Genomic DNA, 13,459 nt, shown 5'->3' with positions numbered 1-13,459 from the left:
GGGCGGGCCGGTGCGAACCGAGCCCGCTCTTCTTTTGCCTGGGGCGATGCGCTGATATAGGAGCCGTTCGGCGTCCATGGACAGCTTCGTACTTCTCAAGTTCCTCGCCCACCTCGTGCTGCCGCCGGCGTTCATGGCGGCCGGGCTGGTGGTTGCACTGCTGCTCGCCCTGTTCGGTCGGCGCCGGCTTGCCTGGGTGGCGGCGATCGTCGCCGTAGGCCACACACTATTGCTGTCAATTCCGGCGGTCGGCGATGTGCTGATGGAGTCGCTGCAGCGAGAGGCGCGCGCCCAGTCCGCCGCCGCCAAGCCGTGCTGCTACGATGCCATTGTGTTGCTCGGCGGCGCGATCGCCCCGGCGATGCCGCCGGAGCTGCCCTACCCGCAGCTCACGGACTCCGCCGATCGCATCTGGGAGGCGGCGCGCCTGTATCGCGCCGGAATAGCGCCGCGCATCATCGCCTCAGGCGGCGCCTTTCCCGCCGAAGGCGGCCCGCCGGCGATGAGCGAGGCGGAAGCGATGCGCATCTTCCTCGTGGATCTCGGCGTGCCTGCCTCCGCCGTCGTCGAGGAGGGCGAATCGCGCAACACCATCCAGAACATCCTGTACGTGCGCCGGCTGGTGGGCGACAAGCCGGTGGCGCTCGTGACGTCGGCCTACCATATGCCGCGGGCGATGCGGCTCGCCCGCCGCCTCGGGCTGAACGCTTCGGCATTCCCGACGGCGTGGATCGGCGGAGCGGAAAGCCGCCCGTCCTGGGAGAATTGGTTGCCGACGGTCAATGCGCTGAGCACGTCGTCGGTGGCGTTGTGGGAGTTGATGGCATTGGCTTTCGATCGACGCGGTCCGGGAGGGCCTTCGTGAGATGAGTGCAGCCTTTCGCCTCGACCGGCGCGCGGTTCTCGGCCTGGCCGCGGGCGCGCCGCTGCTGGTGCCGCTCGCCCGCCGGCCGCGCGCGCAGACGCTCGACAGGCTGTCGTTCCACACCGACTGGCGGGCCCAGGCCGAGCACGGCGGCTACTACCAGGCCATCGCGGCGGGCATCTACCGGCGCTACGGCATCGAGTGCGACCTGCGGCAGGGCGGACCGGCCCTGAACATCGGCCAGCTCCTGCTGGCCGGCCGCGTCGATATGATCATGTCGAACAGCTTCGAGGCCTTCACCTTCGTGCGCGAGGAGGCGCCCTTCTTCACCATCGCCTCGATCTTCCAGAAGGATCCGCAGGTGATGATCGCCCATCCCGAGTCGGACGTGGACTCGTTCGACAAGCTGAAGGGCAAGACGCTGCTGATCTCCAACGGCAGCCGCGTCACGTTCTGGCCGTATCTCAGGAAGAAGTTCGGCCTGTCCGATTCGCAAGTGCGGCCCTACAACTTCAACATGGCGCCGTTCCTCGCCGACAAGAACGCCGTCCAGCAGGGTTTCCTGTCGTCCGAGCCCTATTCGATCGCCCAGGCGTTGGGCCGCGAACCCAGGGTGCTCCTGATCGCGGACGCGGGCTTCAGCGCCTATCAGACCACCATCGCCATTTCGCGCAAGCTGGCGACCGAGAAGAGGGACCTCGTCCAGCGCTTCGTCGACGCCTCGCTCGAGGGCTGGGCGCAATACCTCAAGGGCGGACCGGCGATCGAGGGTGCCAATGCCCTCATCAAGAAGCACAATCCCGAGCAGACCGACGATCGCATCGCCTATGCCATCAAGGTGCTGAACGAGCGGGGCATCGTGATGTCGGGCGACGCCGTGACGGGCGGAATCGGCGCCATGAGCGCTGCGCGCTGGCAGGGCTTCTATGACTCGATGGTCGATGTCGGCGTCTTGCCGGGTGGGCTGGACGTGACGCGGGCCTATACGCTCGGCTTCGTGAACAAGGGCGTCGGCAGGCCCTAGGAGGAAACCATGGACGGGATGTTCAAGGTCACCGAAGAGCATCGGATGCTGCGCGACCTGGTGAGGAAGTTCGTGCGCAACGAGCTGATGCCGCTGGAAAAGAACATCCTCGATCGCTTCGCCGCCGGCCAGCCCGCGGCGCTCTCCGACGAGGAGAACGGGCGGCTCTTCAAGCAGTGCAAGGAGCTCGGCCTGTGGGCGCTCGACGTACCGGAGGAGGCGGGCGGCGCCAACCTGCCATGGACGGCGCTGGTCGGCGTCAACGAGGAGCTGGGATACACCGCGGTGCCCTTCACGTTTCCGCCGGACTCGCCCAACCTGCACATGCTGCTGGCGACGGCGAGCCCCGAGCAGCGCAGGAAGTACCTGGAGCCGTACGCGGCGGGCGAGACGACGTCGGCCATCGCCATCTCCGAGCCGGGCGCCGGCGGCGATCCGGCCGGCATGAAGACGCGAGCGGTCAAGGACGGCAACGACTGGGTGATCAACGGCCGCAAGATCTGGATCAGCCGCATCGCCAAGGCCGACTTCACCATCGTCATGGCGGTGACCGATCCGGAGAAGGGGGCGCGCGGCGGCATCACGGCGTTCCTCGTCGACAAGGGCACCAAGGGCCTGGTCGTGGCGCGCGCCATCCCGATGCTGGCCGGCCAGCGCACCTACGAGGTGGTGTTCGAGGATTGCCGCGTGCCCGACACCCAGGTGCTGGGCCGGATCGGACAGGGCTTCGCCCCGATGCAGCTGCGCCTCACCGTGCGCCGCCTGCAGATGGGGGCATGGTGCATCGGCATGGCGCAACGCGCGCTCGACATGCTGGTCGAGCACGCCAACCAGCGCGTCACGTTCGGTCAGAAGCTCGCCGATCGACAGGCGATTCAATGGTGGGTGGCCGACGCGGCGACCAAGCTGCATGCCTGCCGGCTGATGGTGATGGACGCCGCCGTCAAGCAGGACGAGGGCCGCGACGTGCGCATGGAGGCCTCGATGATCAAGGTATTCGCCACCGAGATGGCGACCGAGATCATCGACCATGCGCAACAGGCCTTCGGCGCCATGGGCGTCACCCAGGAGCTGCCGCTGTCGTGGCTGGCGCAGAAGGTGCGCACCATGCGGGTCTACGAAGGGCCGTCCGAGGTGCATCGCATGGTGATCGCGCGCCGCCTGCTCGGCGGGCGGTAGGCCACGTGGCGTTCTGGCTCGCCTGCGCCGGCGCGCTCGGCAGCGGCACGGTCGGCGGCATCTTCTTCGCCTTTTCCAACTTCGTCATGGCGGCGCTCGGGCGATTGCCGCCGGCGCAGGGCGCCGCCGCCATGAACGCGATCAACGTCACCGTCCTGAATCCGCTCTTCTTCGTCGTCTTCTTCGGGACCGGCTTCCTCGGCCTCGCCTTGCTCTTCGTCTCGATCATGCTGTGGCCCGAGCCGGGTGCCCGATGGCTGCTCGCGGCGGCCCTGACCTATCTCGTCGGCTGCATCGGCGTGACCATGGTCTTCAACGTGCCGCTGAACAACGCGCTGGGTGCCGCGCCGAACGATGGCGAGCTGTGGACGCGCTACAGGCGCGTCTGGACGGCCTGGAACACGGTCCGCACGCTGGCGTGCATCGCCGCGAGCGGCCTGTTCGTCGCCGCGCTGATCTCGCTGACCTAACTCAGGCGCGCCGCCGCCTCCTGGTTGGCCTTGCGACGGATGTCGAGCATCGGCGCCAGGCGTTCGCGCATGCGCTTGACCAGCGCCGGGTCGGCCTTGTCCGGCGAGCCCGAATCGAACGGCGGCTGCGGATCGTACTCGAAGCTGAGCTGCAGCGTCCTGGCGACGTCCTCGCCGGCGAGCTCCGCCGCCAGCGTCAGGCCGAAATCGATGCCCGCCGTCACGCCCCCGCCCGAGATGCGGTTGCGATCGCGCACCACCCGCTCGGCGACCGGAACCGCGCCGAAGTCCGTCAGAAGGTCGCGCCACGCCCAGTGGCAGGCCGAACGATAGCCCTTCAGCAGGCCGGCGGCGCCGAGGACCAGCGATCCGGTGCAGACCGACGTCACGTAGCGTGCGGTCTCGCCTTGCTCGCGCAGGAAGGCGAGCGTCTCGGGATCGGTCATCAGGGCGACCTGGCCGAAGCCGCCCGGCACGCAGATCACGTCGAGCCTGGGGCAGTCGGCGAAGGTCGTGGTCGGTACGATCGAGAAGCCCGCGTCGGTCGGCACCGGGTCGCGCGTCTTCCAGATCATGTGCAGCTTGGCGCCCGGCAATCGCGCCAGGAACTGCGCCGGACCCGTGGCATCGAGCTGGGTGACGTCGGGATAGATCAGGATTCCGATCTGGAGCGTGTCGGACATGCGTGGCTCTCCGTTGTTCGGGCGACGCTATCCTTGGCGGCGTCTGGCAGGAATGACAAAGAAATGCTAATTTCTGCCAATGACCCGTGCGCACCGCGTTCGCATCCTCGCCTACGAAGGCTGCCAGTTGCTCGACGTCACGGGGCCGGCCGCCGTGTTCGGGGCGGCCAACGAAGGCCGGCAGCAACCCCTCTACGACGTGCAGATCCTGTCGCCCGACGGCGGCGCCGTGACGTCGAATTGCGGCGTCGCCCTGAGCAGCCGCAGGATCGGCGGCCAGCCCGATACGCTGCTGGTCGCCGGAGGCTCGCGCGGCCTGAAGGTGGTGATGCGGCGCGAGGACGTGCTCGCCTGGCTGCGTCGCGTGGCGCCGAAGGCGAGGCGCTACGGTTCGGTGTGCACCGGTGCCTTCGTGCTGGCGGCCGCCGGGCTGCTCGACGGCAGGCGCGTCGCCACGCACTGGGCGAGCTGCAGCAGGTTGGCCGACAGGTTTCCCGCGCTCGAGGTCGACGCGCAATCGCTCTACGTCGTCGACGGCAAGGTCTGGACGTCGGCCGGCGTCACCACCGGCATCGACATGGCGTTGGCAGTCGTCGAGGCCGACCACGGTGCCGCGCTCGCCAACCTGATCGCGCGCCATTTCGTGCTCTATGCGCGCCGACCGGGCTACCAGTCGCAGTTCAGCCCGCTGCTGATGGCGCAGAGCGAGGCGGCATCGCCGTTCGCCACCCTGATCGACTGGATGCAGGACAACCTCGACCGGCCGCTCGATGTCCCGGTTCTGGCAGCCCGTGCCGGGCTGAGCGAGCGCAGCTTCTATCGCAGGTTCAGCGAAGCCACCGGCAAGACACCGGCCCACTTTGTCGAAAGCCTGCGGCTGGAGGCGGCGCGCACGCTCATCGCCAGGGGCCTGTCGCTCAAGTCGATTGCCGGAAAGGTCGGGCTGAATTCATCGGCACGACTCGGCGCCGCGTTCGAACGGCGCTTCGGCATGTCGCCATCGCTGTTCCGCGAGATGCACGCCTGAGCGCGTCAGGCGGCGCGCATGGTCGCCATGCGCTGATTGCGCTGCATGTCCTCGAGAGTCGTCGTGCCGGTATTGCAGGCGCCGAGCATCGCCGTGAGTGCCGCGACCAGGGCCAGGGTACGCATCAACATGGAATACATTATCGCAGGCGAATCCGCAGGCTGCCAATCACAAGCGCGATAGCGGCGAAGAAGGCGCCAAGCCACAATGCCGCTCGCGCCGCATCGGCCGCACCGCCGCCGGAGAAATCGAACAGGCCGAACACCACCGCGACCAGGGCGGCGCCCATGGTCTGGCCGAGCGTGCGCGCGGTGGCGATGATTCCGCCGGCGCTGCCGCTGCGCTCGCGCGGCACCGCGTTCATCATCAGGCGGTTGTTCGGCGAGGCAAAGATGCCGAAGCCCGCGCCGCACAGGACCAGCCGCCACATGATGTCGAGCGTCGACGGGTCGGTGGGAAGCAATGCCGTCAGCACAAGCCCTGTCGTCATGACGGTGAGGCCGATCGCGCCAAGCAGGCCCGCATGGTGCCGATCGGCGAGGCGTCCCGCGATGGGGGCGATGCCTGCCAGGGCCAGCGGCCAGGCAGTCAGCAGGATGCCGGTGTCGGCTGCATCGCGGCCGAGCACGGTGTGGAAGAAGAACGGAAGCGAGACGAAGGCGAGCCCTTGCGCGGTGAAGGTGCAGCTCGAGGCGCTGATCGACAGTGAGAAGATCGGCCGGCGAAAAACCTCGATGGGCATCATGGGATCGGCGAGGGTCTCCTGGCGCAGGACGAACAGGGTGCCGAGCACGGCCGCGGCGGACAGCTCGACGACGACGATCCACCAGGCGTGGCCGTGGGCGATGCCGTCGATGCCGAAGATGAGGAGCCCGAAGGTGCTGCCCGACAGCACGGCGGAAATCACGTCGAACGGCCGCCTGACATGCGCGGTGTGTGGCAGGTAGCGCCCGGCCAGGATGAAGGAGACGATGCCGAGCGGGATGTACGCGCCGAACAGGATCGGCCACGAGGCAACGGAGAGCAATGCGGCGCCGAGGCTCGGTCCGGCGGCGAGCGACGTCGCCACCACGGTCGTGTTGAAACCCAACCCACGCCCCAGCATGTTGCGGGGATAGATCGAGCGAACCAGCGCGGGCTGCACCGCCATGATCGCCGAACCGCCCAGGCCCTGCAGCGTTCGCGCCGCGATCAGCCAGCCGAGATCGGGCGCCAGTGCGCAGCCCAGCGAGGCGAGGCAGAAGAGCGCGAGGCCGGCGCGATAGACGTGGCGATAGCCGACGATGTCGGCCAGCGCCGCCACCGGCAACAGGAACACCATCAGGGCGATCTGGCTGGCATTGACGATCCAGATCGAGCTTTCCGCGGAGATGCGAAGGTCGTCGGCGATGTAAGGCAGCGCCAGGTTCGTCATCGAGTTGCTCAGCACCGACATGCTGAGGCCGATGGTGATCGTCGTCACCGCGAGCACGCGCGGCAGGCCGGGAGGCATTCCGTCGGTTGGGACTCCCTCCCCCGTCTTCGGGGGAGGTGTCGGCGTCATACGCCGACGGAGGGGTCATGAGCGCCTATCGGACGCTTATGACCCCTCCGTCGCGGATTACCGCAACACCTCCCCAGTAGACTGGGGAGGCGAAGGCTCGTTTGCCTCACTGAACAACCGTCGGCGCGTCGCCGCCGATGGTGGTGCGCTGCATGAAGCGCTTGTACCTGACGGCGTCGTAGTAGGTGGCGCGGTGCAGGACGGCCCGGTTGTCCCAGACGATGACGTCGCCTTCGCGCCAGGCGTGCGACAGCCGGAACTCGGGCTGGTCGGCGCGCTGCGTCAATTCGTAGAGCAGGGCCTCGCCGGTCGCCTTCGGCCAGTCGACGATGAAGCCGGCATGGGCCCCGACATAAAGCGCGCGCCGGCCGTTGACGGGATTGTCCTGAAAGAGCCGCTGTTTCACCGGCGGCAGCTCCTTCAGCGTCTTGTCGTTGAGGATCCCCTTCTGCACGCGGTCGCGCGAATACTGCAGCGAGTGCTCGGCGATCAGCGGCTGGATGGTCGCCTGCAACGCCGGCGGCAGCGCGTTCCAGGCGGCGCGCATGGAGAGGAACTCCGTGTTGCCGCCCTCGGGCGGACAGATGCGCGCCGTCAGGATCGAGCACAGCGACGGGATGCGTTTGAACGACGAGTCCGAATGCCAGAAGTAGTTGGCCTTCTGGTAGATCATGCGCATGTCGTCGGGCGGGATCGGCTCGCCCGTCATGATGTCGAGATTGGACTGGCGCTGGAACTTGGTGCCGGCCGCCGGGTTCGAACTCGACGTCGTCTCGAGCGGGCCGAACAGCTCGCTGAACCGCACCTGCTTGTCGTCGTCCATTGGCTGGTCGCGGAAGAGCAGCACCGAGTGCTCCTCGAACGCCGCCCGGATCGGTCCGAACTCGCGTGCCGACAGCGGTCGCGTGATGTCGATGCCCGACACCTCCGCGCCGAACAGCGGATGCAGCTTGCGGACGGTGATCGGCCCGGTGTTCCTCATGGTCAGTCGACGACCGCCTGGTAGGTGAGCACGCGCAGTTCGCGGCGGATCGGGTAGGTCGAGGAGGGCATGAGCTGGGTCAGCAGCACGACCGCCATGTCCTCGGCCGGGTCGCACCAGAAGGCGGTCGACGCCGCGCCGCCCCAGGCGTATTCGCCGGGCGAGCCCAGAATCTGCGCCTTGGCCGGATCGAGCATCACCGAGAAGCCGAGCCCGAAGCCGATGCCGAGATAGGTCGATTCGGAAAATTTCGGCGCGCCCATGTCGCCCATGTCGCCCTTGAGGTGGTTCGACGTCATGAGCTCGACCGTCTTGCGGCCGAGCAGGCGCACGCCGTCCAGCTCTCCCTTGTTCAGCATGAACTTGCAGAAGCGCAGATAGTCCGACGCTGTCGACACCAGGCCGCCGCCGCCGGAGTTCACCGTGCGCGGAGCGAGGTAGCGGCTCTTGGTCGGGTCGTCGATCAGGTTGAGCCTGCCACCGGGACCGACGCCATAGTTGGCGGCCAGGCGATCATGCTTCTCCTTCGGCACGTGGAAATCCGTGTCGACCATGCCGAGCGGCTTGATCACTTTCTCGAGCAGGAACTTCTCGAACGGCTGGCCCGAGATCACCTCGACGAGATAGCCCAGCACATCGGTCGAGATGCTGTAGTTCCATGCCTTGCCGGGCTGGGCGATCAACGGGAAACTCGCGGCGCGCTCGACGACTTCCTTGAGTGTCGCGGTCGAGGTCTGGAAGTCGACGCCGCCTTCCTTCTGACGATAGAGCGCGTCGACGGCGTTGGCTTCCATCATGCCGTAGGTCAGGCCGGAGGTATGCGTGAGCAGGTCGCGGAACGTGACGTCGCGCTCGGCCGGGACGAGGTCCATCTTGCCGCGGCTGCCGCCGGTGAAGACGCGCTGGTTGGCGAATGCCGGGATGAACTTCGAGATCGGATCGTCGAGCTGAAAGCGGCCCTCCTCGTAGAGCATCATGATCGCCGTCGAGGTGAGCGGCTTGGTCATCGAGTAGATGCGGAAGATCGTGTCGGCGCGCTGCGCCTTGCCGCGCTCGACGTCGGCCTTGCCGTAGGTCTCGGCGAAGGCGAGCTCGCCCCGCCGCATGACGGCGACCGTCACGCCGGGCAGTTTCCCGCTGTCGACCCAGCCCTTCATCCATTTGCTCACGCGCGCGAGCCGCGCTGCGGAAAGGCCGACCTGTTCGGGCGAGACCAGCGGCAGGGTGTCCATGGCGATCCTCCTCTTTGCCCCGCTAGACTAGCGCAACGGGACCGGGTCCAGACACGCAAAAGACGGGAGGGAGCAATGGCAAGATTGTGCGAAGGCAGGGTGGCGATCGTCACCGGCGGCGCCCGCGGCGTGGGGCGCGAGCATTGCCTCATGCTGGCCGAGCACGGCGCCAAGGTGGTGGTGAACGACCTCGGCGGCGACCGCGCCGGCAAGGGCCACGACGTCGGCCCGGCCCAGCAGGTGGTCAACGAGATCAAGGCCAGGGGCGGCGAGGCGGTGGCCAACGGCGACGACGTCTCGGACTGGAACGGCGCCAAGCACATGATCGACCAGGCAGTGGCGACGTTCGGCAAGCTCGACGCAGTCGTCCTGAACGCCGGCATCCTGCGCGACCGCATGCTCGTGAACATGAGTGAGGACGAGTGGGACGCCGTCATCAAGGTGCATCTGAAGGGCACCTTCGCGCCGGCCCGGCATGCCGCCGCCTACTGGCGCGACCAGGCCAAGGCGACGGGCGGCACGGTCGACGCCCGCATCGTCACCACCACCTCGGTGTCGGGCATCTACGGCAACATCGGCCAGACCAACTACGGCGCCGCCAAGGCGGGCATCGCCGCCTTCACCGTCATCGCCGCCCGCGAGCTTGGCCGCTACGGCATCACTGTGAATTCGATCTCGCCGAGCGCCTTCACGCGCATGACCGAGGACCTGCGCGTCTACACCGACGAGGACAAGGAAACGCGCAGCCCGAAATGGATCGCGCCCGTCGCCACCTGGCTTGTGAGCGAGGACAGCAAGGACGTCACCGGCCGCGTCTTCCAGGCGGGCAACGGCCAGTTCGCCGTCGCCGAGGGCTGGCACAAGGGGCCGGAGGCCAAGCCCATCCTCGATCCCTACCAGGCGGGCAAGATCCTGCGTGAACTCGCCAAGAAGGCACGCAGGAACGCCGGGATGAACGGCCTGGATCTGGATTGATCATCTTCCTCCCCCGTATGACGGGGGAGGAAGATGAAGAGAGATGACCATGGATGCCTTCATGGAGGCGGCCATCGACGAGGCCCGGCAGGGTCTCGCCGAAGGCGGCATTCCGATCGGTTCGGTCTTGGTGCACCGGGGCCGGATCGTCGGTCGCGGCCACAACAGGCGCGTGCAGAAGGGCAGCGCCATCCTGCACGGCGAGATGGACGCGCTGGAGAACGCCGGCCGGCAGCCGGCATCGGTCTATCGCGGCGCGACGATCTACACGACCCTGTCGCCGTGCTCGATGTGCAGCGGCGCCATCCTGCTCTATGGCATCCCCCGGGTGATCGTCGGCGAGAACCGCACCTTCATGGGCGAAGAGGAGCTGCTGCGCTCGCGCGGCGTCGAGGTCACGGTGCTGCAGGACGAGACCTGCATCGACCTGATGCGCCGCTTCATCTCCGCCAGCCCCGGGCTGTGGAACGAGGATATCGGCGTCTGACTGTCAGAGCCGCGCCAGCGTCTCCACGACCTTCGCCTGGGGCCACGTCCAGCCGCTGGTGCTCTCGTAGGCGCGCATCGCCTTGAGCACGAGGAAGTCGGCACGCGGCGGACCCACGATCTGCAGCCCGACCGGCAGGCCGGCCGTGGTGAGGCCGGCCGGCATGGAGGCGGCGGGCTGGCCGGTCAGGTTGAAGGGGTAGGTGTAGGGCGCGCCCTTGGTCCAGCGCGGGAAGGCATCGGTGTTGTAGAGCGTGTCGGCGGTCGGTGCCGCCGTCGGTGTGACCGGCGACAGCAGCAGATCGTAGGTTTCGTGCCATAGCGCCCTCTCGCGGGCGAGCCGGGAACGCGCCTCGTAGGCGCGCGCGTAGTCGGCCAGCGTGATCGCCAGGCCCTTCTCGGCCACGGCACGGAAGCCCGGATCGAGCTTGCCGTGGAGCTGCGTCGGTATCTGCCTGAGGCGCGTGGCGAAGGCGCCGATCCAGATCGGCTCGAACGTCTGCTGCAAGGGGTCGAACAGCGGCCCGACTTCCTCGACGCGGGCACCGAGCTCTTCGAAGCGCCGCGCCGCGTCGGCCACCAGCTGGCGCACCTCAGCGTCCGCCGTTACGTGGCCGAGATCGAGACTGAGCCCGACGCGCAGGCCGCGCACACCGTCCTCCAGGCCGACCGTGTAGTCGCGCGGATCCTCCGGCAACGAGCGGAAGTCGCGCGGATCCGGGCCGGCCATGGCGTTGAGCGCGATCGCCGTGTCGAGCACGGAACGCGCCAGCACGCCCTGGCTGATCACGTCGGTGAAGGGAGCGTCGGCCGGATGCTGCGGGATGCGACCATAGGAAGGCTTCAGCCCGACCAGTCCGGTGTGGGCCGCCGGGATGCGCACCGAGCCGCCGCCGTCGTTGCCGTGATTGAAGGGGTTCACGCCCGCGGCGGTGAGCGAGGAGGCGCCGCCCGAGGAGCCGCCCGGAGAATGCCCGAGGTTCCACGGGCTGCGCGTCGTGCCCTGCAAGGGCGAGTCGGTCAGCGCCTTCCAGCCGAATTCCGGCGTCGTACTCTTGCCGAGGAATACCATGCCCGCCTCGCGCAGGCGCCGCGTGACGGCCGCGTCCTCGGCGGCCGGTGTTTCGTCGGTGGCGTGGCTGCCGTAGCGCGTCGGCCAGCCTGCGACGTTGGTGGTGTCCTTGATCGTGGTCGGCACGCCGTCGAGGGGCGACAGCGGCGAACCCTTGCGCCAGCGCTCCTCGGCCGTGCGCGCCGCCGTCTGCGCGGCCTCGGCGTCCATGATGACGAGCGCATTGAGATGCGGCTGCAGCCGCCGGGCACGTTCGAGGAAGAAGGCAGTGACCTCGACCGGGGACAGCTCCTTGCGCCGGTAGCGCCGGGAGATCTGCTCGGCCGTCGACCAGATCAGTTCGTCAGTCATGTGCCATCGCCCGGTTCCTCGAAAGCGCCAGTCATACACGAAGCCTCGTGCTCCCGAACCGGCGCATCTTTCGCCGGGCGATGGGAGGGCGCCTGTTCGGCCGCATCCGCGGAGGCTAAGCTTTTCCTTGTACCGGAGGAAACATTGTCGAAGTGAAGCCGGGCAGTGGCACGACATCCCAAGGTCGTCGGCCGCCACGCTGCGCTTCAGCCACCAGGAGGAGGAAACGATGATCTACGAACTTCGCATCTACCGCTGCATTCCGGGCCGTCTGCCGGCGCTGCAGAAGCGCTTCGAAACGATCACTCTCAAGATTTGGGAGAAGCACGGCATCAAGCAGGCCGGCTTCTGGACGACCCTGGTCGGCGAATCCAACCAGGAGCTCATCTACCTGCTCGCCTGGGAGTCGCTCGCCGACCGCGAGAAGAAATGGAACGCCTTCCAGGCCGATCCGGAATGGATCTCCAAGCGGGCCGAGACCGAGAAGGACGGCGCGATCGTCGCCAATGTGGCGAGCCAGTTCCTGGTGCCGACGGCCTATTCGTCGGTGAAGTAGGGGCAAGCGTGTGTGCGCAGTAGCGTAGAGGAAGGATCAGTCATGAAGCGTAGGACTTTCGTTGGAGTGGGTGCCGCGTTCGGCGCAACGGCGGCTTTGCCGGCATGGGCGCAGAAGATCCCGGGCGATGCCCGGATCCTGTGCGGCTTCCCGCCGGGCGGCACGGCCGATTTGCTGTGCCGCATCCTGGCCGAGGCGGCCAAGCCCGAGGTGGGACACAACGTCATCGTCGAGACCAAGTCGGGAGCGAGCGGCTTCATCGCTAACGAGACCGTGGCCAACGCCGCGCCCGACGGCCGCACGGTCGGTCTCGCCGCCATGGCGGCGATGTGCGTCTCGCCGGTCATGCCCGGCCAGAAGCTGCCGATCAACGTCGACACCGACCTGACGCCGATCGCCAACGTCGCCGGCGTCTACAACATGCTGGTGTTCGGCAAGCACGTGAAGTTCCGCACGGTGCCCGAACTGATCGAGGAAGCGAAGAAGAACCCCGGCCGAATCTCCTACGCCTCGGCGGGCAACGGCACGTCGCAGCACCTGGCGGGCGAGCTGTTCAAGAAGCTCGCCGGCGTCAACCTGCTGCACGTGCCCTATCGCGGCGGCGCGCCCGCCATCCAGGACATCGTCGCCGGCAACTGCGACATCATGTTCGGCAACATGCCGGAGTTCCTCGGCCAGATCGGCGGCAAGAACCTGATCCCGATCGCCTTCGGCTCGCCGCGGCCGTCGCCGCTGTTCCCCGACCTGCCGCTGCTGTCGACATTCGTGCCGGGCTACGAAGTGGTGAACTGGTTCGCCATCTTCGGGCCGCGCGGGCTGTCGGCCGACCTCACCGGGGCGTGGAACCGGATCCTGCGCGCCGCCGTCGCCAAGCCCGAGGTGCAGAAGCGCTTCGTCGAAAGCGGCATCGACACCGTGATCGGCTCGCCCGAGCAGCTCAAGGCGACCATCGCGGCCGATCGCAGGAAGTGGCAGGAGGTCATCCAGGCCGCCGGCATGCGTGCCGACTGACCG

General features: G+C 67.8%; 14 protein-coding genes. 9 read left to right on the top strand and 5 right to left on the bottom strand.

Annotated elements, in window-relative coordinates; translation table 11 throughout:
* Positions 1–76 precede the first annotated feature (76 nt).
* From KIT25_17190 to KIT25_17175, 4 genes are read left to right on the top strand one after another with little or no spacing between them, the layout of a single operon-like run.
* Positions 77–865, top strand: coding sequence for a YdcF family protein (locus KIT25_17190; GenBank protein ID UYN93775.1), 789 nt, complete (start codon positions 77–79; stop codon positions 863–865).
* Position 866: 1 nt separating this feature from the next.
* Positions 867–1,889, top strand: a complete 1,023-nt coding sequence (locus KIT25_17185; protein UYN93774.1) for an ABC transporter substrate-binding protein — start codon at positions 867–869, stop codon at positions 1,887–1,889.
* Positions 1,890–1,898: 9 nt separating this feature from the next.
* Positions 1,899–3,068 (top strand): acyl-CoA dehydrogenase family protein, encoded by a 1,170-nt coding sequence (locus KIT25_17180; GenBank protein UYN93773.1) that lies wholly within the window; start codon positions 1,899–1,901, stop codon positions 3,066–3,068.
* Positions 3,069–3,073: 5 nt separating this feature from the next.
* Positions 3,074–3,538: a DUF1772 domain-containing protein gene (locus KIT25_17175; protein ID UYN93772.1), complete on the top strand. Its 465-nt coding sequence runs from the start codon at positions 3,074–3,076 to the stop codon at positions 3,536–3,538.
* Here the strand turns inward: KIT25_17175 and KIT25_17170 are convergent.
* On the bottom strand, positions 3,535–4,221 hold the full coding sequence (locus tag KIT25_17170; protein UYN93771.1) for a DJ-1/PfpI family protein: 687 nt from the start codon (positions 4,219–4,221) through the stop codon (positions 3,535–3,537). The genes KIT25_17175 and KIT25_17170 overlap by 4 nt on opposite strands.
* A 79-nt stretch (positions 4,222–4,300) precedes the next feature.
* On the opposite strand from KIT25_17170, the gene KIT25_17165 reads away from it, so the two are divergent.
* A complete protein-coding gene (locus KIT25_17165; GenBank protein ID UYN93770.1) occupies positions 4,301–5,248 on the top strand; it encodes a GlxA family transcriptional regulator in 948 nt (315 codons plus the stop codon).
* Between the two features lie 139 nt (positions 5,249–5,387).
* Here KIT25_17165 and KIT25_17160 read toward each other — a convergent pair whose 3' ends face one another.
* From KIT25_17160 to KIT25_17150, 3 genes are all read right to left on the bottom strand, one after another.
* Complete coding sequence (locus tag KIT25_17160; GenBank protein UYN93769.1) at positions 5,388–6,740, bottom strand: MFS transporter; 1,353 nt, start codon at positions 6,738–6,740, stop codon at positions 5,388–5,390.
* Between the two features lie 157 nt (positions 6,741–6,897).
* A complete protein-coding gene (locus KIT25_17155) occupies positions 6,898–7,773 on the bottom strand; it encodes a TauD/TfdA family dioxygenase (GenBank protein ID UYN93768.1) in 876 nt (291 codons plus the stop codon).
* A 2-nt stretch (positions 7,774–7,775) separates the two neighbouring features.
* Positions 7,776–9,005, bottom strand: a complete 1,230-nt coding sequence (locus KIT25_17150; GenBank protein UYN93767.1) for a beta-lactamase family protein — start codon at positions 9,003–9,005, stop codon at positions 7,776–7,778.
* A gap of 75 nt (positions 9,006–9,080) precedes the next feature.
* On the opposite strand from KIT25_17150, the gene KIT25_17145 reads away from it, so the two are divergent.
* Together KIT25_17145 and KIT25_17140 are read left to right on the top strand one after the other, a co-directional pair.
* Complete coding sequence (locus KIT25_17145) at positions 9,081–9,980, top strand: SDR family NAD(P)-dependent oxidoreductase (GenBank protein UYN93766.1); 900 nt, start codon at positions 9,081–9,083, stop codon at positions 9,978–9,980.
* 49 nt (positions 9,981–10,029) lie between these two features.
* Positions 10,030–10,467, top strand: coding sequence for a nucleoside deaminase (locus tag KIT25_17140; GenBank protein UYN97968.1), 438 nt, complete (start codon positions 10,030–10,032; stop codon positions 10,465–10,467).
* 3 nt (positions 10,468–10,470) lie between these two features.
* Here KIT25_17140 and KIT25_17135 read toward each other — a convergent pair whose 3' ends face one another.
* The gene (locus KIT25_17135; GenBank protein UYN93765.1) at positions 10,471–11,889 is read right to left on the bottom strand and encodes an amidase; all 1,419 of its coding nucleotides are present in this window, start codon (positions 11,887–11,889) and stop codon (positions 10,471–10,473) included.
* A gap of 229 nt (positions 11,890–12,118) precedes the next feature.
* Here KIT25_17135 and KIT25_17130 point away from each other — a divergent pair, with 229 nt between their 5' ends.
* Both KIT25_17130 and KIT25_17125 read left to right on the top strand, forming a co-directional pair.
* Positions 12,119–12,445 carry an NIPSNAP family protein gene (locus KIT25_17130; protein UYN93764.1) on the top strand — a complete coding sequence of 109 codons (327 nt, stop codon included), beginning with the start codon at positions 12,119–12,121 and terminating at the stop codon, positions 12,443–12,445.
* Between the two features lie 42 nt (positions 12,446–12,487).
* Entirely contained in the window at positions 12,488–13,456 is a 969-nt protein-coding gene (locus KIT25_17125) for a tripartite tricarboxylate transporter substrate binding protein (protein UYN93763.1), read from the top strand.
* The last annotated feature ends 3 nt before the right edge of the window (positions 13,457–13,459 follow it).

This window comes from Enhydrobacter sp., from assembly GCA_025808875.1.
Classification (GTDB): Bacteria; Pseudomonadota; Alphaproteobacteria; order Reyranellales; family Reyranellaceae; genus Reyranella.
The sequence above is the reverse complement of the archived record's forward strand: the minus strand, read 5'-3'. Positions and strand labels throughout refer to the sequence as shown.